Raw genomic sequence first — 24,188 nt, forward strand, 5'->3', positions numbered from 1 at the left:
ACTGGCCGCCTTCTTCAACGAAAGGCTGCCGCCATGCCCGCTCCCCGTCGCGCCCTGCTGGTCATCGACGTCCAGAACGAATACTTCACCGGCCAGCTGCGCATCGCCCACCCGCCGGTGTCCGCATCGCTGCCCAACATCGTCCGCGCCATCGACGCCGCCCGCGCGCAGCGGGTACCGGTGGTCGTGTTCCAGCACACCATGGCGGCCGACGCGCCGGTGTTCGCCGATGGCAGCGACGGCTGGGCGCTGCATCCGGATGTGGCGGCACGCCCGCGCGATCACCACCTCCTCAAGGCGCATCCCAGCGTGTTTACCGCCACCGACCTGGCCGCGTGGCTGGCCGCGCGCGACATCGATACCGTGACGGTGGTCGGCTACATGACCCACAACTGCAACGCGTCCAGCGTCTTGGAGGCCTTCCATCGCGGCCTGCGCGTGGAAGTGCTCGGCGATGCCAGCGGCGCGCTGCCTTACGCCAACGCCGCCGGCCAGGCCAGCGCAGAAGAAATCCACCGCGTCTTCAGCGTGGTCTTCCACAGCAACTTCGCCGCCGTGGTGAGCACCGACGCCTGGATCGCGGCGCTGCAGGCCGGCCAGGCGCTGCGGCCGGACAATGTGCTGAGCTCCCACCAGTGCGCGCGGTCCGCCACGGCCCAGCCAATGCCGACGGTGATCCGCAGCCGCGACTTCACCGGGACGCACGCCTGGGAGGCCTTGCCGATCGCGCGGCTCGACGGCGTCGGCGTGCGCCTGCACTGGACCGATCAGCCCTATGTCTGGCACGTCAACGACGGGCAGGAGGTCTTCGCCGTGCTCGACGGACGCGTGCGGATGCACTGGCGCCAGGACGGCGCCGAGCGGACCGCGCTGCTGGAAGCCGGCGATGTCTTCCACGCGCCGGAAGGCACCGAGCACGTCGCCCATCCGCAGGGCGCGGCGCGCATCCTGGTGATCGAGCGCGAGGGCAGTGTCTAGCGGCGCGGCCTAGCTTCAGCCCATGCCGGCCAGCACCGGCAGCACCTGGGCCTCGTCCACGTCGGGCACCACCTCGGCCTTGCCGATGCCGCGCCACAGCACCAGGCGCAGGCGGCCGGCGATGTTCTTCTTGTCCAGGCGCATGCGCGCCAGCAGGGCCTGTGGCGACAGGCCGGGCGGGATGTCGGTGGGCAGGCCGCAGGCGGTGAGCAGCGCGATCAGGCGCTCGGTGTCGGCGGCCTCGCTCATGCCCAGCCTGGCCGAGAGCCGCGCGGCCAGCACCATGCCCACGGCCACCGCCTCGCCGTGGTTGAGGTTGTCGTTGGCCACGCCGCCGTAGCCCTGTTCGGTCTCGATGGCATGGCCGAAGGTATGGCCCAGGTTGAGCAGGGCGCGCTCGCCCTTCTCCAGCGGATCGCGCGCCACGATCGCGGCCTTGGCCTCGCAGCTGCGTGCGATGGCGGTGGCCAGCGCACCGGCATCGCCATCGAGCAGCGCGGTGTGCTCGGCCTCCAGCCATTCGAAGAACAGCGGATCGCCCAGCGCGCCGTACTTGACCACTTCGGCCAGCCCGGCACGCAGTTCGCGCGGCGGCAACGTGGTCAGCGCCGTGGTGTCGGCGAACACCGCGCGCGGCGGATGGAAGGCGCCGACCAGGTTCTTGCCCTGCGGGATGTCCACCGCGGTCTTGCCGCCCACCGACGAGTCGACCATCGACAGCAGCGTGGTCGGCAGCTGGACCACGTCCACCCCGCGCATCCAACACGCCGCGGCGAAGCCGGCCAGGTCGCCGACCACGCCGCCGCCCAGGGCAAACACGCAGGCATCGCGGGTGGCGCCCAGTTCGGCCAGCGCCTCGATGGCCGCGCCGAAGTGGGCCAGCGTCTTGGACTCCTCGCCGGCCGGCAGCACGAAGCGCGCCAGCTGCAGCTCCGGGCGCGCCTCGCTCAGCGCCTGCGCCACCGCGTCGGCATACAGCGGCGCCACGTGGGTATCGCTGACCAGCAGCGCATGGCGGCCGCGCACGTGCTGGGCCAGCGCCTTGCCCGCGCGCAGCAGGCTGGGGCCGATGTGAATGGCGTAGGGCGCGTCGCCGCCGACGTGGACGGTCTGGGTGGCGGGGGTCATGCGGTGGAAGCTCCGGTGGGTTGCCAGTCGCGCGCCAGCCGCCCGACCAGGGCGGCGGTGGCTTCGCCCGGCGTGAGGCGGTCTGCGTCGAGCACCAGGTCGGCGACCTGGCGGTAGAGGGGATCGCGCACGGCGATCAGGTCGGTGAGCACCTGGCGGCGGTCGACGTTCTGCAGCAGCGGGCGGTTGCGGTCGCGGGCCACGCGCCGCAGCTGGGTCTCCACGTCCACGCGCAGATAGATGACGAAGCCGCGCGCCTGCATCAGCGCTCGATTATCTGCATCGAGCACCGCGCCGCCGCCGCTGGCCACGACCTGGCCTTCGCCGGCCAGCAGCTGCGCCAGCGCCGCGCGTTCGCGGGCGCGGAATCCGGCCTCGCCCTCGTGCTCGAAGATCTCCGGGATGCTCGACCCGGCGGCCTCGACCACGGCGTGGTCGGCATCGACGAAGCGCAGGCCGAAGCGTTCGGCGATGCGGCGGCCGATCGAGGTCTTGCCGGCGCCCATCGGGCCGACCATCACGAGGTTGGGGGCGGGATTCATCGCTCCGGATGATACTGGCGCCTCGCGCGCACCGGCCACGGCCGTTGCAGGCGAAACTGCGGCCTCAGCCGGCGATCACCCGCCGCTGCGCGTCCACGCGGACCACGTGGTCGGCCAGCGCCGGCAGGGTGCGCAGCGCCTGGCGGCTGACGCGCTCGTAGTGCTGGACGAAGCGCTCCAGCTGCGGGCGGGTCATGGCGGCGCGCGCGGGATGCTCGGCCTGCAGGCCTTTTTCGGCCTGCCAGCGCCAGTCCACGACATGCTCAAAGCCCGGCGGCTGCAGGAACCACAGCGTGTCGCAGGTCCGCCACAGCGCCGGGTAGTCGCGCGCCAGCGCGGCGTTGCAGTGGCTGCGCCAGGTGGCGTCGCGGTCCTCGTCGCGCTCCAGCGCGTTGATCGGCACCACCAGGGCGGCCTGCGCCTGGGCCGGTGTGCCCAGGCACCAGCCCTCGAAGATCACCAGATCCACCGGCCCGTCCAGCCGCGGCCAGGTCGATTCGGCCGCGCGGTCGTCGGCCAGCTTGTCGAAGCGCGGCAGCGCCACCGGGCGGCCCTCGCGCAGGGCCTGCAGCGTGTGCAGGGCCAGCGGCAGGTCGTGGGTGCCGGGCGGGCCGCGGGTGACCAGCAGCGGGTGCACCTGGCGTGCCAGGGCCTGGCGCGCGTCGCGGGTCAGGTAGAAGTCGTCCAGCGACAGCACCGCGCTGCGCAGGCCTTCGCGCTGCGCGGCCTGCGCCAGCTGCGCGGCCAGCGTGGACTTGCCGGTGCCCTGCAGCGCCGACAGGCCCCAGACCGGCACCGCCTGCGGCAGCGCACGCGCGCTGCGCAGCGCCGCGGACACCAGCGAATCGGGGAAGCCGTGCGTGGGATGCGTCATCGGGCGACAATAGCGCACCGCCCGCGGGCCGCTGCCGTATCCAACCAGATGAGCGAAGTGCAAGTCGATCTGTACGCCGAAGCCCTGAACACCTTCTCGGCCCTGTACGAAGAAGCCCGCCAGAGCGGCACCGAGCCCGAGTACAACGCCATGAGCGTGGCCACCGCCACGCTGGACGGCCAGCCCTCGCTGCGCACCGTGCTGCTCAAGGCGCACGACGCGCGCGGCCTGGTGTTCTACAGCCATCTGGACAGCCAGAAGGGCCGCGAGCTGCAGGCCAATCCGCGCGCGGCGCTGCTGCTGCTGTGGCGCACGCTGCGCGAGGCCGGCATCCAGGTGCGCATCGAAGGCGCGGTCCAGCTGGTCACCGACGCCGAGGCCGATGCCTACTTCGCCACGCGTCCGCGCGAGAGCCAGCTCGGCGCCTGGGCCTCGGCGCAGTCGCACACGCTGAAGGACGCGGCCGAATTCCACGATCGCCTGGCCCAGGTCGAGGCTGAGTTCGACGGCGGCCCGGTGCCGCGTCCGGATGGCTGGACCGGGTTTCGCGTGGTGCCGGACAGCTTCGAGTTCTGGTACGGCGCCAGGTTCCGCCTGCACGAGCGCTGGCGCTATGAGCGCGCGCCGGACGGCCACTGGTCCAAGCGGATGCTGTTTCCTTGATCGGCCGCCTGCGACGCCTGCCGGTGCGCCGGCCGACCGTCCTGTTGCCGCTGTCTTGAGCGCCGCGTTCTCGATCCGCGCGGCCAGCGCGCAGGACCTGCGCGCCTGGGCCAGCCTGCAGGGCGAGCTGTGGCCCGACCAGGACCTGGACGCCCGCGCGCACGTGGCCGAGGCGCTGCAGCGCGCCGATGCCGGCAACTTCCTCGCCTTCGCCGCGGACGGCACGGCGGTCGGCTTCGCCGAGGCCGCGCTGCGCAACGACTACGTCAACGGCACCGACAGCTCGCCGGTGGCCTTCCTGGAGGGCTGGTACGTCAATGCGCACTGGCGCGGTCAGGGCGTCGGACGCGCGCTGCTGTCGGCGGTGCGGCACTGGGCGCAGGCCCAGGGCTGTACCGAGCTGGCCTCCGACACCGCGCTGGACAACGTGGCCGCGCAGCGCGCGCACGCCGCGTGCGGCTTCGCCGAGACCGAGCGCGTGGTGTACTTCCGCATGGCGCTGGACGACGAGGCCTGATGGCGATCGGCCCGCGCCGCATCGTCTGCCTCACCGAGGAGCCCTGCGAGACGCTGTACGCGCTGGGCGAATCGGCGCGCATCGTCGGCATCAGCGGCTTCACCGTGCGCCCGCCGCAGGCGCGGCGCGAGAAGCCCAAGGTCGCCGCATTCACCAGCGCCAACATCGACAAGATCCTGGCGCTCAAGCCGGACCTGGCGATCGGCTTCTCCGACATCCAGGCCGAGATCGCCGCCGCCCTGGTCAAGGCCGGCGTGGAGGTGTGGATCGCCAATCACCGCAGCGTGGCGGGCATCGTCGATTACGTGCGCCGGCTGGGCGCGCTGGTCGGCTGCGCGGCGCGCGCCGAGGCGTATGCCGGCGCGCTCGAGCGCGGCCTCGATGCCATCCGGGCGCAGGCCGCGTCGCTGCCGCGGCGGCCGACGGTGTACTTCGAGGAATGGGACCAGCCGCTGATCACCGGCATCCAGTGGGTGGCCGAGCTGATCGAGATCGCCGGCGGCCGCGACGCCTTCCCAGCGCTGTCGCGCGAGCCGCTGGCCAAGGGCCGCATCCTGGCCGATGGCGCGCCGGTGATTGCCGCGGCGCCGGACATCATCCTGGGCTCTTGGTGCGGCAAGCGCTTCCGCCCCGAGCAGGTGGCCGCGCGGCCGGGCTGGGAGTCGATCCCGGCGGTGCGCGAGGGCCAGCTGCACGAGATCAAGTCGCCGCTGATCCTGCAGCCCGGCCCGGCCGCGCTGACCGATGGCGTGCAGGCGATCGCCGCGATCATCCAGGCCTGGAGCCGGCGGACGCGCTGACGCTCAGGCGGCGCCGGTGCGGCGCGCCAGCCACAGCGCCAGGCGCGCGCAGCCCACCGACAGCGCGAACGGCGCCGCATGCGCCAGCAGCGGCGCGCGCGCCAGCAGGGCGGCGAACACCGCCCCGCCGATGGTCAGCATGGTGGCCACCGTCACCGCTTCGCACAGCTGCAGCGCGGCGCTGTTGCGGCCCTGCTCGGCCGGCGGCGACAGCGTCAGGGTCAGCACCGACAGGCTGGCATAGAGCAGGCCCATGCCCAGTCCGGTGCAGGCCCAGCCGAGGATCGGCACCAGGACCGGCAGCGTCGGCCAGGCCACGGCGACGGTGGTGGCCACGCCGATCGCCAGCAGCGCGCAGCCCGTGCGCACCAGGGTCTGGCGGCGCAGGCGGGTCTGGTGGCCCTGGAACCACGAGCCGCAGAACCAGCCCAGCGCGCCCACGCTCAGCGCGATGCCGGCCCGGCTGGGCGACAGGCCGCGGGCCTGGCCCAGTACCAGCGGCAGGAAGGCCTCGCTACCGAAGAACGCCGCCGCGGCCACGCCGCGCAGGCCGACCACGCTGGCCAGCCCGCGCGCCCCGCGCAGCGTCCCGCGCGGCAGCAGCCGCCAGACGCTGACCAGCAGCAGCGCCAGGGCAGGCAGCAGCGCCAGCACGGCGCGCCCGCCCGGCAGATGGGCGGCCACGGACAGTGCGCATACGCCGATCGCCGCGCCGACGGCCCAGCCGATCGCATGTCCCGGCGCGCTCGCCTGCGTCGGCGCGGGCAGGGCGGCCAGCGCGGGCCGCAGCAGCCAGGCCGCCGGAAGCGCCAGCACCGGCACCGCCAGGAACACCCAGCGCCAGCCCAGGTGCTCGACCACCAGCCCGCTCAAGGCCGGACCGATCAGCGAGGGCACCACCCAGCCCGCGGAGAACGCCGCGAAGATCTTCGGCCGCAGCGCCTGCGGATACTGCCGGCCGACCAGCACGTACAGCGATACCGACAGCGCGCCGGCGCCCAGGCCCTGCACCAGGCGCCCTGCGATCAGCATCGGCATGCCGATCGCCAACCCGGCCAGCAGCAGGCCCACGACGAAGCAGGCCAGCCCGCCCCACAGCGCACCGGCCGGGCCGCGCCGGTCGCACCAGCGCCCGGCCACGGTCATGCCGACCACGCTGGTGGCCAGCGTGCTGCCGAAGGCGAAGGCATACAGCGGCAGGCCGTTCAGCGCCGTGGCCACCGTCGGCATCGCCGCGGCGATGGCCAGGGCCTCGAAGGCGCTGAGCGAGACCAGCGCGACCATGCCCAGCGTGGTGGCCCGGTAGCGCGGCGCCAGGACCGAAGTGACGGCGATGCCCTGCTCGGGCGTGGAAGTCGAAACGGAAGCATTCATGCGAACTTTGCTCTTCAGGCGCCGCGGCGGACACGCTTGCCTGGCGGCGGCGGGGACGGCAGCATGCAACCTCAACTTTGCTTGAGGTCAAGCCATGCAGGAACTGGCGGTCGGCGAGGTGGCCCAGCGCAGCGGCATGGCCGTATCGGCGCTGCACTTCTACGAGAAGAAGGGGTTGATCCGCAGTCTGCGCACCGCCGGCAACCAGCGGCGCTACCGGCGCGATGTGCTGCGGCGTCTGGCGGTGATCCGCGTGGCCCAGCGCGTGGGCGTGCCGCTGGAATCGGTGCGGCGCGCCTTCGACGCGTTGCCCGAATCGCGCACGCCGACCCGGGCCGAGTGGGCGCGCATGTCGGCCGCCTGGAAGCACGAGCTGGATCAGCGCATCCTCGCGCTGCACCAGCTGCGCGACCAGCTCACCGACTGCATCGGCTGCGGCTGCCTGTCCCTGCGCCGCTGCCGGCTGAGCAATCCGGGCGATGCGCTGGGCGCCCAGGGCGATGGCCCGCAGCGGTGGCAGGTGGAGTAGGCGCGCTTTCGAGGGCGCTTCAGAAACTGCGTTCGAAGCGCAGCGGGCCGCCGCCGATGTCGCTGGCCACGTCCAGCTCGAAGCGCAGCGTGTCGCGCGGGCTGATCTCCACGCTGCCGACCTGATCGACCGCATCGCCGGTCCGCACCGGCTTGAAGGTGATCTGCTGGCGACGGCCGGACAGATCCACCGCCACGCCGCGCACGCTGCCCTGGACCGGCACCTCGTCGTCGCCCTGCCGCTGCCGCAGCGCCACGATCACCAGCGCCCGGCCGGCGCCACGGTCCAGTCCGTAGGCCTCGGCCGCCGATTCGGGCAGCGCCAGGCTGGGCAGGGCGTTGTAGCGCACCTGCAGCGCGCCCAGCGTGCGCACGCTGTCCACCGGCGCCACCGGCTGCACGCGCTGCGGCGCCTGCCCGCCCGAACACGCGGCCAGCGCCAGCAGGCTCGCCAGCGGCAGGAGCAAGCGCGAGGGCAGACGCGCCGGCATGGCGATCAGTCGTTGGCCGCCGACAGTTCGCCGCCGCGCCGCGCGGCAGCGGCGATGGCCTGGGCGGTCAGCGCCTCGAAGCCACCGGCCTGGAAGGTCTCGATCGCGGCCTGGGTGGTGCCGTTGGGCGAGGTCACGCGCCGGCGCAGTTCGGCCGGCGGTTCGCCCGCCTCGGTCAGCATGCGCGCCGCGCCGAGCACGGTCTGCAGCGTCAGCGCGCGCGCCGCTTCGGCGGGCAGGCCCTGGGCGATGCCGGCCGCCTCCATCGCCTCGGCCAGCAGGAAGACATAGGCCGGCCCGCTGCCGGACACGGCGGTGACCGCATCCATCTGCGCCTCGGTGTCGATCCACACGGTCGGGCCGGCGCTGGAAAGCAAGGCATCGGTGCGCGCCCGCCCGGCGTCGTCGACCTGCGGCGTGGCGAACAGGCCGGTCACGCCCGCCCCTAGCATCGCCGGCGTGTTGGGCATGGCGCGCACCACCGCGACCTCGCCACCCAGCCAGCGCGAGAGCTGCGCGGCGGTGATGCCGGCGGCGATCGACACCACCAGCGGCCTGGCCGACTGCGCCGCAGCGGCCAGGCCTTCGCACACCCCGCGCATCACCTGCGGCTTGACCGCGAACAGCCACAGCGAGGCGCCCTGCACGGCCTCGCCGGCCTCCGCGAACACCTGCACGCCGAACTGCCGGGCTAGGCCCTCGCGCAGCTCGGCCACCGGCTCGGCCACGCGGATGCTGGCCGGCGCCGCGCCGCGCGCGATCAGCCCGCCGATCAGGCTGCGCGCCATGTTGCCGCCGCCGATGAAGGCGACCGTGTCGACGGCCGGCGCTGCGGATTCGGAACTCGATACGGTCATGGCGGCCTGATGCCCGGTGCGGTGAAGGATCACCCGGATTATCGCCGTTCCCGGCGCACCGATGTGGAAGCCTCCTGTGGGATTCTCTCTCCCTTTCGAAGCCTCTTCCCCCCGTGGGAGCCGCCATGGCGGCGATGAGGCTTTCCCGGTAGAGCCTCATCGCCGCCATTGGCCAAAAAGGCCGCGAGGGCGGCTCCACCTGTAGAGCGGAGCTTGCTCCGCTGCTCTTCCTTCAGTTCGCGGGAAAGCCCCAGCGGAGCAAGCTCCGCTCTACAGGCAGGCCGCTGCGAGACCTGAGAGACAGTGGCTCCGCCAAGCGTCAGGCCTTGACCGGCCGCGCGCCGAACAGGGCGGTGCCCACCCGCACCATGGTCGCCCCCTCGGCCACGGCCAGCGCGCAGTCCTCGCTCATCCCCATCGACAACGTATCCATTGCGGCGCGGCGTGGCGCATTCATGTAGTCGCTTCGCCTTGCTCCTGTGGGAGCCGCCATGGCGGCGATGAGGCTTTCCCGGTAGAGCCTCGCGCCGCCATTGGCTAAAAAGGCCACGAGGGCGGCTCCCACCTGTAGAGCGGAGCTTGCTCCGCTGCTCTTCGCTCGGTGCGTGGGAAGGCCCCAGCGGAGCAAGCTCCGCTCTACAGCCAGGCGGCTGCGAGATTTGAGGGACAGTGGCTCCCACCAAGCGTCAGGCTTTGACCGGCCGCGCGCCGAAGAGGGCGGTGCCTACCCGCACCATCGTCGCGCCCTCGGCCACGGCCAGCGCGCAGTCCTCGCTCATCCCCATCGACAGCGTATCCACGCCGGCATGGCGCGCCGCCAGCGCATCGAACAGTTGCTTCATGCGCACGAACGCGGCCCGGCGCAGCGCCGGATCCTCGTGCGGCGCCGGGATCGCCATCAGCCCGCGCAGCGCCAGCCGCGGCTGCGCGGCGATCGCCTCGGCCAGCGCCTCGACCGCTTCGGGCGCGCAGCCATGCTTGCTCAATTCATCGTCGATGTTGACCTGGATCAGCACGTTGAGCGGCCCGCGCTGCGGCGACCGCGCCGCCGCCAGGGCCGCGACCAGCTTGGGCCGGTCCACCGTCTGCACCCAGTCGAACAGCTCGGCCGCCAGGGCCGCCTTGTTGGACTGCAGATGGCCGATCAGATGCCACTCCAGCGCCAGCGCGGACAGCTCGGCCCGCTTGGTCTGCGCCTCCTGCACATAGTTCTCGCCGAACACGCGCTGGCCCGCGGCGGCCAACTCGGCCACCGCCTGCGCCGGATGAAACTTGGACACGGCCACCAGCGTGGGCATGGGCCGCTTGGCCGCGTCGGCTGCGTCCCGCAGCCTGTTCAGGGTGTCGCTCAGACGCTCGGAAAGCACGGTAAACAGGCCCGTTGGCAGTGTCGGGAAGGGCGCTATACTGCCTTTCGGGGATGTAGGGTTCCAGTTCGCAACACTTTCCACAGGGGCAAACCAGACGCATGGATATCGCCGAACTACTGGCCTTCTCGGTCAAGAACAAGGCCTCGGACCTGCATCTGTCCGCCGGGCTGCCGCCGATGATCCGCGTGGATGGCGACGTGCGCCGCATCAACATCCCCGCCCTGGATCACAAGCAGGTCCACGCGCTGGTCTACGACATCATGTCGGACAAGCAGCGCCGCGATTACGAGGAATTCCTCGAGGTCGACTTCTCCTTCGAGATCCCCTCGCTGGCGCGCTTCCGCGTCAACGCCTTCAACCAGAACCGCGGCGCCGGCGCCGTGTTCCGCACCATCCCGTCCGAGGTGCTGACCCTGGAGGACCTGGCCTGCCCGCCGCTGTTCCGCGAGATGGTGCAGCAGCCGCAGGGCCTGATCCTGGTGACTGGACCGACCGGCTCGGGCAAGTCGACCACGCTGGCGGCGATGATCGACTACATCAACAAGAGCGAATACGGCCACATCCTCACCGTCGAGGACCCGATCGAATTCGTCCACACCTCGCAGAAGTGCCTGATCAACCAGCGCGAGGTGCACCGCGACACGCACGGCTTCAACGAAGCGCTGCGCTCGGCGCTGCGCGAAGACCCCGACTACATCCTGGTCGGCGAGTTGCGCGACCTGGAGACCATCCGCCTGGCGCTGACCGCTGCGGAAACCGGCCACCTGGTGTTCGGCACCCTGCACACCAGCTCGGCGGCCAAGACCATCGACCGCATCATCGACGTGTTCCCCGCCGGCGAGAAGCCGATGGTGCGCTCGATGCTGTCCGAATCGCTGCGCGCGGTGATCAGCCAGGCGCTGCTGAAGAAAGTCGGCGGCGGCCGCACCGCCGCCTGGGAGATCATGGTCGGCACCCCGGCCATCCGCAACCTGATCCGCGAGGACAAGGTCGCGCAGATGTACTCGGCCATCCAGACCGGCCAGCAGTACGGCATGATGACCCTGGACCAGCACCTGCAGGACCTGGTCAAGCGCAGCCAGATCACGCGCCACCAGGTCAAGGAATACGCCAAGGACAAGCGGTTGTTCGAGTAAGGCCGGGAATCGGGAGTAGGGAATCGGGAATGGGGCAGGCCGCCATCCCGCGCTTTCCGCTCCCGAGGTGCCCGCTGCCGCGATTCCCGATTCTCCATTCCCGATTCCCAGCTCCGAAGGAGCACGCATGAGCGCCATCGACTTCACCTCGTTTCTCAAGCTGATGGCGCATCAGAAGGCGTCGGATCTGTTCATCACCTCGGGCATGCCGCCGTCGATCAAGGTGCACGGCAAGCTCACCCCGATCACGCAGACGCCGCTGACGCCGCAGCAGTCGCGCGACCTGGTGCTCAACGTCATGACCCCCGCCCAGCGCGAGGAGTTCGAGAAGACCCACGAGTGCAACTTCGCCATCGGCGTGGCCGGCGTGGGCCGCTTCCGCGTGAGCTGCTTCTATCAGCGCAACCAGGTGGGCATGGTGCTGCGCCGGATCGAGACCAAGATCCCCAGCGTCGATGAGCTCAACCTGCCGCCGGTCATCAAGACCCTGGCGATGACCAAGCGCGGCATCATCATCTTCGTCGGCGCCACCGGCACCGGCAAGTCGACCTCGCTGGCGGCGATGATCGGCTACCGCAATCAGAACTCGACCGGTCACATCATCACCATCGAGGACCCGATCGAATTCGTGCACAAGCACGAGGGCTGCATCATCACCCAGCGCGAGGTCGGCATCGACACCGACAGCTGGGAGAACGCGCTGAAGAACACCCTGCGCCAGGCGCCGGACGTGATCATGATCGGCGAGGTGCGCACCCGCGAGGGCATGGACCACGCCATCTCCTTCGCCGAGACCGGCCACCTGGTGCTGTGCACCCTGCACGCCAACAACGCCAACCAGGCGATGGACCGCATCATCAACTTCTTCCCCGAGGACCGCCGCAGCCAGCTGCTGATGGACCTCTCGCTCAACCTCAAGGGCGTGGTCGCCCAGCAGCTGGTGCCGACCCCCGACGGCAAGGCGCGCCGGGTGGCGATGGAGATCATGCTGGGCACGCCGCTGATCCAGGACTACATCCGCGACGGCGAGATCCACAAGCTCAAGGAAGTGATGAAGGAGTCCACCAACCTGGGCATGAAGACCTTCGACCAGAGCCTGTTCGAGCTCTACCAGGCCGGCGAGATCTCCTACGAGGACGCCCTGCGCTACGCCGACTCGCAGAACGAGGTGCGCCTGCGCATCAAGCTGGCCCAGGGCGGCGACGCGCGCACCCTGGCCCAGGGCCTGGATGGCGTCGAGGTCGCCGAGGCGCGCTGAGCCGGTCATCAGGAATCGGCGTCGGTTGGTCCGCACCGCCAGTAGCGACAGGGGACGTTGATGGAACTGCAGGCGGAAAATCCGTATCAGTCGCCGCGCGCGCCGCTTGACAGTGCGCCTGCCGCCCCGGCCATTCGAGGACTTCTGCTCTACGCCCCACCGGCTTGGAAGTTCCTGCTGCTGTCTTTCAGCACGCTTAACCTCTATCTCCTTATCTGGTTCTATCGCAACTGGGTTGCCGTCCGTCGCGCGCGACAGGTCTCGCTGTCCCCTGTGGCGCGTGCATTCTTCTCCGATGTGACCGCCTACTTCTGCTTCAAGCAGATGGAGGATCTTCTCGCCAAGCGTCTGGAACGCCAGTCCGTGCAGCTCCATGGCGGCCTGATGGCTCTGCTGTACCTGGCGCTCTCGGTGATGGCGTACACACCTGACCCGTTCTCGATGATCGCGATCCTGGCGCCGCTTCCGGTGCTATGGGTCAACCTGCGCGTTCGTGCCACCGCGCGGTCCAGCGCGGAAGATGTGTGTGCTGATGGTCGACTTTCCTGGGGTGCATGGACCCTCGTGGTCCTCGGGTTCTGCCTGTTCGCGTTGGGTTGGGGTGTGGAATTCTTTCCAGATTCGGCTTGAAGAGTTTCCGGCGTAACGAAAGTCGGGACTTGGCTCGCTAAACTGCACGCGCCTCCTCCTTGCTGCCGCCCGCCGTGACACCTGACAAGTCGCCTTCCGACGCTTCTGCCCTCGATACGCCTGCGCAGGAGATCGGCCTGGACGATGGCGGCGCCGATCATTCGCCGCCGGGCGTGGTAGTCACCTCGGGGCCGCTGACGCCGCCGCCGGATTCGGAAGGCACGGTGGTCGATGATCGGGCGTTCCACCACTCCGTGGCCGAAGACGTGCAGGGCATGGTGCTGGCCACGCTGACCGCCTCGCTGGGACTGGCGGTGTTCGCCAAGGGCGGGCTGATGATCGGCGGCATGGCGGGCGTGGCCTTCCTGGCGCATTACACCTTCGGCTGGAACTTCGGTCTGATGTTCGTGCTGGTGAACCTGCCGTTCTACTGGCTCTCGGTGCGGCGCATGGGCTGGGAGTTCACCCTCAAGACCTTCGTGGCGGTCGGCGCGTGCGGTGTGCTCACCGACCTGCTGCCGCACTGGGCGCCGTACGCGCAGATGACGCCGCTGTACTCGGCGCTGGTCGGTGGCGCGCTGGTCGGCATGGGCATCCTGTTCTTCATCCGCCACCACGCCAGCCTGGGCGGCGTGGGCATCCTGGCCGTCTACCTGCAGCGCACGCGCGGCATCAGCGCGGGCAAGGTGCAGATGACCTTCGATGCGGTGCTGATGGGCGTGGCCTGCTTCACGCTGGCGCCGTCGAAGGTGCTGTACTCGGCGCTGGGCGCGGTGGTGCTGAGCCTGGTACTGATGTTCAACCACCGGCCGCATCGGTATATGGGCGTTTGAGGCGGGGCTTAAGCGAGCGCCGGATGTGCACCTCAGTGACAGGCCGCTTGAATCTTTGAGTCGTCATTCCCGCGAACGCGGGAATCCAGGGACGTTGCTTTTCAGGCTTTTGATAAGTGACTTAGCCGGTCCCAAACGCCATGCGCTGTCGTCGAGACGGCTCACCACGCGCCATGGGATTCGCAGGGGTTCACGTCCCGTCCCGGCACACGACGCATCGACGCATGGGTTTCCGCGTCAGCGATATCGGTCGGCTCTGCGCGTTTCGTCATGTCTATTCATCCTGCCTTAAGCTGCTGGAAAAGCAGCAGCAAAAGCGAAAAGCGCACAGTCCCTGGATTCCCGCTTTCGCGGGAATGACGGAATGGAGTGAACGAAGAGATTCAAGCGCTCGCTGGAATGACGGAATGGGGTGAACGAACAGGTTCAAGTGCTCGCGGGAATGACGGAGTAGCGAGGGCGACGAGGTCCCGCTTCCGTGAGAGCGACGGAGTAGAGCGAACCGCGAGATTCGCGCACTTGCAGGGAGTGGCGCGAACGATGAAGTGCCCGTGTCCGCGGGGAGTGGGGCTTGGGGCAAGTGACGAAGCGCTGGCGCTACTTCTTCGTCTTCGCCGACCTCAGTGGCCTGCTCGCCTGCATCCACGCCGGCTTGTGCCTGGCCGCCGCGGCGAACGCCGGGCAGCCTTCGTGGTGCGCACCGGGCAGGTAGCCCAGGCTCATCAGGAACTCACCGGTGATCTCGCCGCCGGTGAAGCGGAAAGTCCGCTTGAACAGCTTCACCCAGTCCGCCTTCTCCAGCGGGTGGTGCGCGTCCAGCCAGGCGGCGAAGCTGCCGTGCGAGGCGCGCAGGGTCTGGATGACCTGGGCGTTGTGGATCGCGGCCAGCACCTTGAGGCGGTTGCGGATGATGCCGGCGTCGGCGAGCAGCCGCGCGATGTCGGCCTCGCCGTAGGCGGCCACCTGGTCCACGTCGAAGCCGCTGTAGGCGGCGCGGAACGCGGCGCGCTTGCGCAGGATGGTCTCCCAGCTCAGGCCGGCCTGGTTGATCTCCAGCAGCAGGCGCTCGAACAGCACCGACTCCTCGCGCTGCGGAAAGCCGTATTCGGTGTCGTGGTAGTCGCCGTGGATCGGGTGGCCGAGGGCGATGGCGCAGTAGCCGCTCATGGGGGCAGTCCGGGTCGGTGAAGGGAGGGGCAGGCGTCAGCCCGCCTCGCGGACCACGTCGATCAGCGCCGGCCCATAGCGGTCCAGCTTGCTGCCGCCCACGCCGCCCACGCGCGCCAGGGCGCGCAGGTCGGTGGGGCGCTGCTGGGCGATGTTGCGCAGCGTGGCGTCGTGGAAGATGACGTAGGCCGGCACGTTCTGCTCCTTGGCCAGCTGCGCGCGCAGGCGGCGCAGGGCCTGGAACAGCGGCTGGTCGGTCTCGGGGACCTCGGCGGCGGCCGGGCTGGTGCCGCCGCTGCGCTGGCGCAGCTTGGGCGAATCCTTGCGCAGCAGCAGGGTCTGCTGGCCCTGCAGGACCGGCTTGGCCGAGGGCGTCAGGCGCAGGCTGCCGTGGCCCTCGGCGTCGACCTCCAGCACGCTGGCGGCCACGAGCTGGCGGAACACGCCGCGCCAGGTCGCCGCATCGAGATCGCTGCCGATGCCATAGGTGGTGAGCTGGTCGTGGCCGAGCTGGCGGATGCGCTCGGTGTCGGCGCCGCGCAGCACGTCGATCAGATGCGCCGCGCCGAAGCGCTGGCCGGTGCGGTAGACGCAGCTCAGCGCCTTGCGCGCGGCCTCGGTGGCGTCCCAGGTCGCGGCCGGGGTCAGGCAGTTGTCGCAGTTGCCGCAGGGTTGCGGATAGGTCTCGCCGAAGCCGGCCAGCAGCACCTGGCGCCGGCACTGCATCGATTCGCAATAGCCCAGCAGCTGGTCGAGCTTGCGCCGCTCCAGGCGTTTGCGCTCCTCGGCGGCCTCGCCCTGTTCGATCATCTGCTTGAGCAGCACCACATCGCCCAGGCCATAGGCCAGCCAGGCCTGCGCGGGCTCGCCGTCGCGGCCGGCACGACCGGTCTCCTGGTAGTAGCCCTCCAGCGACTTGGGCAGGTCGGTGTGGGCGACGAAGCGCACGTCCGGCTTGTCGATGCCCATGCCGAAGGCGATGGTCGCGCACATGACGATGCCGTCCTCGCGCAGGAAGCGGCGCTGGTTCTCGGCGCGCAGCCGCGCATCCAGGCCGGCGTGGTAGGGCAGGGCGTCGAAGCCCTTCTCGCGCAGGAACTCGGCGGTCTGCTCGACCTTCTTGCGCGACATGCAGTAGACGATGCCGGCCTGGCCCTTGTGGTCCTCCAGGAAGTCCAGCAGCTGGCGGCGGCCGTTGTCCTTCTGTACCACGGTGTAGCGGATGTTGGGCCGGTCGAAGGAGCTGACGAAGCGGCGCGCGTCCTCCAGCTGCAGGCGCTCGGCGATCTCGGCCTGGGTCGGCGGATCGGCCGTGGCGGTCAGCGCGATGCGCGGCACCTGCGGCCAGCGCTCGTGCAGCACGGTGAGCTGGCGGTACTCGGGGCGGAAGTCGTGGCCCCACTGCGACACGCAGTGCGCCTCGTCGATGGCGAACAGGCTCACCCGCGCGCGATCGAGCAGCGACAGGAAGCGCGGGGTCAACAGCCGCTCGGGCGCGACATACAGCAGATCCAGCTCGCCGGACAGCAGGTCGCGCTCGACCTGCTGGGCGGCCTGGGCCTCGAGCGAGGAGTTGAGGAACTCGGCGCGCACGCCCAGCTGGCGCAGCGCCTCGACCTGGTCCTGCATCAGCGCGATCAGCGGCGAGACCACGATCGCCGTGCCCTCGCGCAGCAGCGCCGGCACCTGGTAGCACAGCGACTTGCCGCCGCCGGTGGGCATCAGCACCAGGGCGTCGTGGCCGCTGGCCAGGTGCTCGACGATGGCGGCCTGCTCGCCGCGGAAACCAGGGTGTCCGAACACCCGGTGGAGGATTTCTAGCGCACGTTCCTGCATGTGCACAGGATACCGGGCCGCGGTCTCATCCCCCAGATACGCAATGCCCGGCGCAGGGCCGGGCATCGACTACAAAACACGTCGGAAATGTCTGGGTGCCGGCTGCAGCCCCCGATGCACTGGCTGGTGGAGAGCCCCCTTGAGTCAAGGGGGCGCGCCGAAGGCGCGGGGATCTGGCAGACGAGTGAGCAGGGGCCCAAGGTTTCGCCAAAGGCGAAACTTTGGGGTAAGCCCGCAGGGACGAAGTCCCGAAGGGATTACTGCAACAGCGACCGCAGCATCCACGCGTACTTCTCGTGGGTGTTCAGGCGCTGGGTCATCAGGTCCACGGTCGGGTCGTCGCTGCCGTTCTCGGCGGTCTTCAGCGTCTGGCGCGCGGTGCGGCAGACCGCCTCGTTGCCGACCACCAGCTGGCGCACCATCTCCTTCCAGTCGGCGCTGTCGGACAGGCCGGCCTCCTCGGGGATGGAGCTGAGCGCGACGAACTCGCGGTACGAACCCGGCGCGTTGTAGCCCAGGGCGCGGATGCGCTCGGCGACTTCGTCCAGCGCGCCCCACTGTTCGGTGTACTGGGTCTCGAACATCAGGTGCAGCGAGTTGAACATCGGCCCGGTCACGTTCCAGTGGAAGTTATGGGTCTTCAGGTACAGCGTGTACGCGTCGGCCAGGTAGTGCGACAGGGCGGCGGCGATGTCCTTGCGATCGGCCGGACTGATCCCGATATCCACACGCGGGGCGCTCGGCGCGGCGGCGGCCAGCGGCGTGCCCTTCTTCTTGGTGGCGGGTTTGGTCTTGGTCTTGGCCATGTGCAACTCCTCATCAGTGGCGATGCGTCACAATAAACGCCGCAGATGAAGATTGGTAATCAAAAGATTCACGCAGAACGATTCATGGCTTCAATCGCCCCGCTTCCCGCCCAGCCCGACGCCGCGCGGCGCGCCATCGATGGCGCGCTGAGCCGCGACCGTGGCCGCCTGCACGGCCTGTGGTCGCGCTGGAAGGCCGCGCCGGAGGACGCGCAGCTGTGCGCGCGCTTCGGCCAGGCGCTGGCCGAGTCGGTGGCCGCCTGCCAGGCGCGCGCGGCCAACCTGCCGGCGGTGACCCTGGACCAGGCGCTGCCGATCGCGCGCGAGGGCGAGCGGATCGTCGAGCTGATCCGCCAGCACCAGGTCGTGGTGATCGCTGGCGAGACCGGCTCGGGCAAGACCACCCAGCTACCCAAGCTGTGCCTGGCGGCCGGGCGCGGCGCGGCCGGCATGATCGGCTGCACCCAGCCGCGCCGCATCGCCGCGCGCGCGGTGGCCCGGCGCGTGGCCGAGGAGCTGCAGGTGCCCATGGGCGGCGCGGTTGGCTACCAGGTGCGCTTCAACGACAACGTCGGCGACGACACGCGCATCAAGTTCATGACCGACGGCATCCTGCTGGCGGAGATCGCCAGCGACCGCTGGCTGTCGAACTACGACACGATCATCGTCGACGAGGCGCACGAGCGCAGCCTCAACATCGACTTCCTGCTGGGGTATCTGAAGCAGCTGCTGCGCAAGCGCCGCGACCTGAAGGTCATCGTCACCTCGGCGACCATCGACACGGCGCGCTTCGCCGCGCACTTCGACGACGCGCCGGTGGTCAGCGTGGAAGGGCGCACCTTCCCGGTGGAAGTGCGCTATCGCCCCCTGGCGGAGCCGGGAGTGGAGCGTGCGGATTCGGGATTGGAGACCGCGGATGCCCGCGAGCGCTCGACATCCCGTGCTTCCGCCAATCACGACTCCCGAATCCCCACTCCCGACCTCACCGTCAACGAGGCGATCGTCGCGGCGGTCGACGAGATCACCCGCGAAGACGCGCGCGGCGACGTGCTGATCTTCCTGCCTGGCGAGCGCGAGATCCGCGATGCGCACCAGGCGCTGGAACGGCGCAAGTACCGCCACACCGAGGTGCTGCCGCTGTACGCGCGGCTGTCGGCCAAGGACCAGGACGCGGTGTTCAATCCCGGCGCGCAGCGGCGCATCGTGCTGGCCACCAACGTGGCCGAGACCTCGCTGACCGTGCCGCGCATCCGCTACGTGGTCGATCCCGGCCTGGCGCGGGTCAAGCGCTACAGCCCACGGCAGAAGCTGGACCGCCTGCACATCGAGCCGGTCAGCCAGGCCAGCGCCAACCAGCGCATGGGCCGCTGCGGGCGCGTGGCCGAAGGCATCTGCGTGCGCCTGTACGCGCAGGCCGATTTCGAGGCGCGTCCGCGCTATACCGACCCGGAGATCCGGCGTTCCTCGCTGGCCGGCGTGATCCTGCGCATGCTGCAGCTGGGCTTGGGCCGGATCGAGGATTTCCCGTTCCTGGAGGCGCCGGACGAGCGCGCCATCGCCGATGGCTGGCAGCAGCTGGTCGAGCTGGGCGCGGTCACCGAGGCCGACCGCCACGGCTTGCGCAAGCTGACCGAGGTCGGCCGGCGCATGGCGCGCCTGCCGGTGGACGTGAAGCTGGCGCGCATGCTGGTCGCCGCGCAGGCGCACGGCTGCCTGCGGCCGATGCTGGTGATCGCCGCGTTCCTGGGGATCCAGGATCCGCGCGAGCGCCCGCCCGAGGCGCGCGAGGCGGCCGACAACGCGCATGCCAAGTTCGCCGATGCGCGCTCGGAGTTCGTCGGCATCCTGCGGCTGTGGGACGGCTATGCGCAGGCGCACGAGGAGCTGACCCAGTCCAAGCTGCGCGACTGGTGCGGGCGCCACTTCCTGGGCTTCCTGCGCATGCGCGAGTGGCGCGAGCTGCATCGCCAGCTGCGGGTGCTGTGCGAGGAACTGGGCTGGGCCGAGGAGCCGGCCGCCGCCGCGATGGCGCCGCTGCTGGCCGGCTCGCCCGCCGCGCCGTTGGGGCAGGACGGCAAGCCCGCTTCGCGCCCCACGCGCGGCGAACTGCATCGCGCCGCGCGCCTGGCGCGCGAGGGCAAGGCCTCGCCGCCGGGCGCAGCGCCGGCCCAGGCCGCGCCTGCGCCCGCGGCGCAGGACGACAGCGCGCCGCGGATCAGCGAGCGCGAGCGCAGCGCGGCCTATCAGTCGCTGCACCGCGCGCTGATTGCGGGCCTGCCGACCCAGGTCGGGCATCGCACCGAGAAGGGCGATTTCCTGGCCCCGCGCCAGCGCCGGTTCCACCTGTTCCCCGGCTCGGCCCTGGCCAAGAAGCCGCCGGCCTGGGTGCTCACCGCCACGCTGCTGGACACCCAGCGCGTGTGGGGCCTGACCAACGCGGCGATCGAGCCGGACTGGGTGATCGCCGAGGTGCCCCAGCTGCTGGCGCGCAAGCATTTCGACCCGCACTGGTCGCGCGCGCAGGGGCAGGTGCTGGCCTCCGAGCAGATCAGCCTGTTCGGCCTGGTGCTGGCGCCGAAGAAGCCTGTGCACTACGGCCGCATCGCGCCGCAGGAGGCGCATGAGCTGTTCGTGCGCCAGGGGCTGGTGCCGGGCGAGATCAACACGCGCGCCTCGTTCGCCGCCGACAACGGCAAGGTGTTGGCCGCCGCGCACGAGGAAGAGGCCAAGCTGCGCCGCGCCGGCATCGTCGCCGACGAGGACTGGCAGGCGCGCTGGTATCTGGATCGCATCCCGGGCGAGCTGCATTCGGCCGCAGGCCTGGACGCCTGGTGGAAGACGCTGCCCGACGACAAGCGCGGCCGGCTGCGCTGGTCGCTGGCCGATCTGCTGCCCGGCGAGGGCAGCGAGGCTGATCGCTATCCGAAGTACTTCGCGCTGGGCGATGCGCGCCTGCCGCTGCACTACACCTTCGAGCCGGGCGCGGAGGACGACGGCGTCACCCTCGAGGTGCCGCTGCACCTGTTGAACGCCCTGGAGGCGGCGCGGCTGTCGTGGCTGGCGCCGGGCTTCGTCGCGGAGAAGGCGGCCGCGCTGATCCGCACGCTGCCCAAGGCGCAGCGGCGCAACTTCGTGCCGGCGCCGGACTTCGGCCGTGCGTTCTTCGAGGCGCATCGCAAGCCCTCCGGCGACGATCTGCGCGGCGAGCTGGCGCGCTTCCTGGCCAAGGCCACCGGCGTGGCGGTGAGCGCGCTGGACTTCGACGAGGCCGCGCTGGAGCCGCATCTGCGCATGCACCTGCGGCTGCGCGACGAGCAGGGCAAGGTGCTGGCGTCCTCGCGCGATCTGGAGACGCTGCGCGAGCGCTTCGGCACGCAGGCCGGCCATGCCTTCGCCGCGCGCGCCGGGCGTGCGCTGGCCAGCGAGGGCCTGCACGCCTTCCCGCACGACCCGATCCCGCTGCAGGTGCCCGGCGAAGCCGGCGTGCCGGCGTATCCGGCGCTGGTGGACGAGGGCGACAGCGCCGCGCTGCGCATCTTCGCCGACCGCGCGCAGGCGGCTTCCGCGCATCCCCGCGGCGTGCGGCGCCTGCTGGAGCTGGCGCTGGCCGACAAGGTCAAGCAGGCGCGCAAGCAGCTGCCGGTCTCGCCCAAGACCGGGCTGCTGTATGCGGCCATCGAGTCGCAGGAGCGCCTGCGCGGCGATATCGTCGATGCGGCCCTCAATGCGGTGCTGGCCGAGGGCCTGGGCGAGATCCGCGACCCGGGCAGCTTCGCCCAGCGCCGCGATGCGGCCGGCAAGGCGCTGTTCGGCGAGGCGATGGAGCGGCTCAAGCTGGCCGAGGCGATCCTGGCCGGCGTGGCCGAGCTCAAGCCCGAGCTGGAGGCGCCGCTGATGGGCTGGGCGCGCGGCAACCTGGACGATCTCACCGCCCAGCTGGCCGCGCTGGTGCATCCGGGCTTCCTGCGCGACACGCCGGCGCCGGCGCTGGCCCAGTTCCCGCGCTATCTCAAGGCGATGAAGCTGCGCGCCGAGCGGGCCAAGCGCGATCCGACCCGCGACCAGCAGCGCATGCTGGAGCTGGTGCCGTTCATGCAGGCGCTCGAGGATGCCGCCGCGCTGGGCCGCGCCGCCTCGGACGACTGGCAGGCGCTGCGCTGGGACCTGGAGGAACTGCGCGTGTCGCTGTTCGCCCAGGAGCTGGGCGCCCGCAGCGGCGTCAGCCCGAAGAAGCTGGCCCAGCGCGTGGCCGCCCTCCAGGGGCGCTGACACGCTCCCTCCCTTTCGCGTAGCGAAGGGGAGGGCTGGGGAGGGGTGCTGTTGCTTTGGCTCTTCAGGCGCTCCGCGAAAGCCCCCCCTCCCAGCCTCCCCCTGCCCGCTGCGCGGGCAAGGGGAGGGGGAGGGGGAGGGGGAGGGGGAGGGGCGCGGCAGCGCCCAGGGATCACTCATCTCCGCTGACGCGCTCGCCCATCAGCTCGCGTTGCCGCTTCTCCAGCTCCTCGGCATAGCGCTTGCGCACGAAATTCTCGGACAGCACGCCGAGTACCTTGCGCTCGTCGTCGACCACGGCCAGTTCGTCGGCCTGGGTGGCGTCGAAGACCTTCATGATCGAGACGATGTCGGTGTCGGCGGTCAGTGCCGTGTCGCGGTGCTGGGCGTACTGCGCCACGGTGGCGTCCTCGCGCACGCGGTCGGCGTAGACCGTCGACAGGGGCACCAGCCCGGCGTAGTGGCCGCCCTCGTCCTCCAGCACCACGCGCTGGGTCGAACCCAGCGGGAAGCGGCGACGGAACTCGGCCACGCTGGTGTCCTGCAGGGTGTGGTTGGCGTCCTTTCGCATCATCTTGCCGGCCGACAGGTTGCGCACCCAGCCCACGTCGCGCGCGCTGCGGATGCTTTCCCCGCGCAGGTGCAGGCGCCAGGTCGAGAACGAATAGCCGAAGGCCTGGCGCACCACCGTGTTGGCCACCAGCACCGCCACCATTACCGCGGTGGTCAGCACGAAATCGTGGGTGCCCTCCAGGATCAGCATGGCCATGGTCATCGGCGCGCCGACGATGGCCGCGGCCAGGGCCGCCATGCCCACCAATGCCGCGCCGGTGACGTCCACCACCGAGGCCTGGACCAGCTGGTTCATGCCCACCGCGAAGAACGCGCCGACCAGCGAGCCCATGAACAGCGAGGCGAAGAACAGGCCGCCGCGGAAGCCGAAACCCAGGCAGATGCCCGAAGCCAGGCACTTGAGCACCAGCAGCGTGGCCAGCAGCTGCAAGGTGTTGTCCCCGCCGATGTCCAGGTGCAGCGCGCCGTGTCCGGAGGACAGCACCTGCGGCGAGACCAGCGCCAGCGGGATCAGCAGCAGGCCGCCGATCACCGGCCGGCCCCAGATCGGCAGCTGGATCTTGCCGACGCCGCGTTCGATCCCGGCCACCAGCCGCATCACCGCGATGCCGATCAGCGCGCAGGTCAGCCCCAGGGCGATGTAGATGGCGTAGTCGCGCGGCTCGAGCTGGTAGGCGGTGGCCGCCGGCAGCGTATAGGCCGACGCGCCCAGCGTGTCGGCCATGAACGCCCCGGCCAGTGCGGCGGCGGCCACCGGCGCCAGCGCCGAGGGCACGTAGGCGCCGATGACGATCTCGAAGGCGTAGAACGCCCCGGACAGCGGCGCGCCGAAGGCCGCGGCGATCGCCCCGGCCGCGCCAGCGCCGACCAGGGTGCGCATGTCGGTGCGGCGCACGCGCAGGATGCGGCCCAGCTGCGAACCGGCGCCCGAGCCCATCTGGGTGTAGGTGGCCTCCAGCCCGACCGAGGCGCCGAAGCCGTTGGACAGCAGCGTCTGCGCGGCGACGATCAGGTTGTCGCGCATCGACATGCGGCCGCCGTGCAGGGCGTTGGCTTCGACCGAGTCGATCAGCGCGCGCTTGCGCCGCCGCGCGATGAGCGTCACCAGCCCGACCAGCAGGCCGCCCAGCGGCAGCACCAGCAGCTGGCTGAGGCTGACATGGTCGAGCATGCTCAGGCGCTGGTCCGGCGCCAGGCCGTACAGCCAGGCCTGCAGGCGATGGGCCATGCCGCTCTGCAGGACGGTCAGCGCCGCGGCGATCAGCCCGACCAGCGCGGCCAGGCCGATGAACCACAGGTCGCTGGCGCGGAACTGGCGGCGCAGCCAGTCCAGCGGACGGTGCGCCTGCATGCCGCACCAGTGCGCCAGCGGCTGCAGCCTATCGGCGAGGCCTTGCATCAATACGCACGCGAACGGTCCCTGCCTGTGTACGCGCAGACCGGCGCGGCGCAGGGATGCGCGGGGCGCCGGGGGCGGATCGCACGGTGTGTGCGCGGCATGGGTGTTCTTCAACGAGGGGCAGGCCGTTAGTGTAGTCGTACCCTTCGATCCCCACCG

21 protein-coding genes and 1 pseudogene are annotated in these 24,188 nt (G+C 70.7%); 10 read left to right on the forward strand and 12 right to left on the reverse strand.

From position 1 onward, the window contains the following. The first annotated feature begins 33 nt into the window (after window positions 1-33). A complete protein-coding gene (locus EAT51_RS20615) occupies window positions 34-978 on the forward strand; it encodes an isochorismatase family protein (RefSeq protein WP_130561535.1) in 945 nt (314 codons plus the stop codon). A 15-nt stretch (window positions 979-993) separates the two neighbouring features. Here EAT51_RS20615 and aroB read toward each other — a convergent pair whose 3' ends face one another. The 3 genes from aroB to EAT51_RS09140 all read right to left on the reverse strand — a co-directional run bounded on the left by aroB (window position 994) and on the right by EAT51_RS09140 (window position 3,522). Further along, the gene (gene aroB / locus EAT51_RS09130; protein WP_130561536.1) at window positions 994-2,106 is read right to left on the reverse strand and encodes a 3-dehydroquinate synthase; all 1,113 of its coding nucleotides are present in this window, start codon (window positions 2,104-2,106) and stop codon (window positions 994-996) included. Continuing rightward, on the reverse strand, window positions 2,103-2,648 hold the full coding sequence (locus EAT51_RS09135) for a shikimate kinase (protein WP_130517171.1): 546 nt from the start codon (window positions 2,646-2,648) through the stop codon (window positions 2,103-2,105). The genes aroB and EAT51_RS09135 overlap by 4 nt, the downstream gene beginning before the upstream one ends. A 64-nt stretch (window positions 2,649-2,712) precedes the next feature. Continuing rightward, window positions 2,713-3,522: a kinase gene (locus EAT51_RS09140; RefSeq protein ID WP_205965169.1), complete on the reverse strand. Its 810-nt coding sequence runs from the start codon at window positions 3,520-3,522 to the stop codon at window positions 2,713-2,715. 48 nt (window positions 3,523-3,570) lie between these two features. Between EAT51_RS09140 and pdxH the strand changes: the two genes are divergently transcribed. Genes pdxH through EAT51_RS09155 form a run of 3 tightly spaced genes read left to right on the forward strand, consistent with a single transcriptional unit; the run spans window position 3,571 to window position 5,502 of the window. Next, window positions 3,571-4,185 carry a pyridoxamine 5'-phosphate oxidase gene (pdxH, locus tag EAT51_RS09145; protein ID WP_130561537.1) on the forward strand — a complete coding sequence of 205 codons (615 nt, stop codon included), beginning with the start codon at window positions 3,571-3,573 and terminating at the stop codon, window positions 4,183-4,185. A 55-nt stretch (window positions 4,186-4,240) separates the two neighbouring features. Then, window positions 4,241-4,702 (forward strand): aminoglycoside 6'-N-acetyltransferase, encoded by a 462-nt coding sequence (gene aac(6') / locus EAT51_RS09150; protein WP_228257868.1) that lies wholly within the window; start codon window positions 4,241-4,243, stop codon window positions 4,700-4,702. A gap of 5 nt (window positions 4,703-4,707) precedes the next feature. Continuing rightward, a complete protein-coding gene (locus EAT51_RS09155; protein ID WP_130517653.1) occupies window positions 4,708-5,502 on the forward strand; it encodes an ABC transporter substrate-binding protein in 795 nt (264 codons plus the stop codon). Window positions 5,503-5,505: 3 nt separating this feature from the next. On the opposite strand, the gene EAT51_RS09160 is transcribed toward EAT51_RS09155, so the two are convergent. Further along, on the reverse strand, window positions 5,506-6,876 hold the full coding sequence (locus tag EAT51_RS09160) for an MFS transporter (RefSeq protein ID WP_205965170.1): 1,371 nt from the start codon (window positions 6,874-6,876) through the stop codon (window positions 5,506-5,508). A 94-nt stretch (window positions 6,877-6,970) separates the two neighbouring features. Between EAT51_RS09160 and soxR the strand changes: the two genes are divergently transcribed. Continuing rightward, the gene (gene soxR, locus EAT51_RS09165) at window positions 6,971-7,405 is read left to right on the forward strand and encodes a redox-sensitive transcriptional activator SoxR (protein ID WP_130517177.1); all 435 of its coding nucleotides are present in this window, start codon (window positions 6,971-6,973) and stop codon (window positions 7,403-7,405) included. A 19-nt stretch (window positions 7,406-7,424) separates the two neighbouring features. Here the strand turns inward: soxR and EAT51_RS09170 are convergent, their stop codons facing one another. From EAT51_RS09170 to EAT51_RS09185, 4 genes and pseudogenes are all read right to left on the reverse strand, one after another. Further along, the gene (locus EAT51_RS09170) at window positions 7,425-7,895 is read right to left on the reverse strand and encodes a DUF4426 domain-containing protein (protein WP_130561538.1); all 471 of its coding nucleotides are present in this window, start codon (window positions 7,893-7,895) and stop codon (window positions 7,425-7,427) included. Window positions 7,896-7,900: 5 nt separating this feature from the next. Beyond that, window positions 7,901-8,752, reverse strand: coding sequence for a pyrroline-5-carboxylate reductase (gene proC / locus EAT51_RS09175; RefSeq protein WP_130528448.1), 852 nt, complete (start codon window positions 8,750-8,752; stop codon window positions 7,901-7,903). Between the two features lie 319 nt (window positions 8,753-9,071). After that, window positions 9,072-9,197: pseudogene (locus EAT51_RS09180) on the reverse strand (YggS family pyridoxal phosphate-dependent enzyme); the annotation flags it as partial. A gap of 241 nt (window positions 9,198-9,438) precedes the next feature. Beyond that, window positions 9,439-10,119, reverse strand: coding sequence for a YggS family pyridoxal phosphate-dependent enzyme (locus EAT51_RS09185; RefSeq protein ID WP_130561539.1), 681 nt, complete (start codon window positions 10,117-10,119; stop codon window positions 9,439-9,441). Between the two features lie 101 nt (window positions 10,120-10,220). On the opposite strand from EAT51_RS09185, the gene EAT51_RS09190 reads away from it, so the two are divergent. The 4 genes from EAT51_RS09190 to EAT51_RS09205 all read left to right on the forward strand — a co-directional run bounded on the left by EAT51_RS09190 (window position 10,221) and on the right by EAT51_RS09205 (window position 13,979). Further along, the gene (locus EAT51_RS09190) at window positions 10,221-11,258 is read left to right on the forward strand and encodes a type IV pilus twitching motility protein PilT (protein ID WP_130561540.1); all 1,038 of its coding nucleotides are present in this window, start codon (window positions 10,221-10,223) and stop codon (window positions 11,256-11,258) included. Window positions 11,259-11,385: 127 nt separating this feature from the next. Then, window positions 11,386-12,516 (forward strand): PilT/PilU family type 4a pilus ATPase, encoded by a 1,131-nt coding sequence (locus EAT51_RS09195; RefSeq protein ID WP_130517187.1) that lies wholly within the window; start codon window positions 11,386-11,388, stop codon window positions 12,514-12,516. Window positions 12,517-12,576: 60 nt separating this feature from the next. Next, window positions 12,577-13,146: a hypothetical protein gene (locus EAT51_RS09200; RefSeq protein ID WP_130517189.1), complete on the forward strand. Its 570-nt coding sequence runs from the start codon at window positions 12,577-12,579 to the stop codon at window positions 13,144-13,146. A 137-nt stretch (window positions 13,147-13,283) separates the two neighbouring features. Further along, a complete protein-coding gene (locus EAT51_RS09205) occupies window positions 13,284-13,979 on the forward strand; it encodes a YitT family protein (protein ID WP_165421950.1) in 696 nt (231 codons plus the stop codon). Window positions 13,980-14,576: 597 nt separating this feature from the next. Here EAT51_RS09205 and EAT51_RS09210 read toward each other — a convergent pair. The 3 genes from EAT51_RS09210 to EAT51_RS09220 form a co-directional block, all read right to left on the reverse strand. Next, window positions 14,577-15,146, reverse strand: coding sequence for a DNA-3-methyladenine glycosylase I (locus tag EAT51_RS09210; protein WP_130517191.1), 570 nt, complete (start codon window positions 15,144-15,146; stop codon window positions 14,577-14,579). Window positions 15,147-15,182: 36 nt separating this feature from the next. Then, on the reverse strand, window positions 15,183-16,982 hold the full coding sequence (gene recQ, locus EAT51_RS09215) for a DNA helicase RecQ (protein ID WP_130517193.1): 1,800 nt from the start codon (window positions 16,980-16,982) through the stop codon (window positions 15,183-15,185). 257 nt (window positions 16,983-17,239) lie between these two features. Beyond that, on the reverse strand, window positions 17,240-17,788 hold the full coding sequence (locus EAT51_RS09220; protein WP_130517195.1) for a Dps family protein: 549 nt from the start codon (window positions 17,786-17,788) through the stop codon (window positions 17,240-17,242). An 84-nt stretch (window positions 17,789-17,872) separates the two neighbouring features. Between EAT51_RS09220 and hrpA the strand changes: the two genes are divergently transcribed. Next, window positions 17,873-22,057, forward strand: a complete 4,185-nt coding sequence (hrpA, locus tag EAT51_RS09225) for an ATP-dependent RNA helicase HrpA (RefSeq protein ID WP_130561541.1) — start codon at window positions 17,873-17,875, stop codon at window positions 22,055-22,057. A 172-nt stretch (window positions 22,058-22,229) separates the two neighbouring features. Here the strand turns inward: hrpA and EAT51_RS09230 are convergent, their stop codons facing one another. After that, complete coding sequence (locus EAT51_RS09230; protein ID WP_165421951.1) at window positions 22,230-23,981, reverse strand: chloride channel protein; 1,752 nt, start codon at window positions 23,979-23,981, stop codon at window positions 22,230-22,232. Window positions 23,982-24,188: the final 207 nt, after the last annotated feature.

The organism is Pseudoxanthomonas winnipegensis, assembly GCF_004283755.1.
Taxonomy (GTDB): Bacteria; Pseudomonadota; Gammaproteobacteria; order Xanthomonadales; family Xanthomonadaceae; genus Pseudoxanthomonas_A; species Pseudoxanthomonas_A winnipegensis.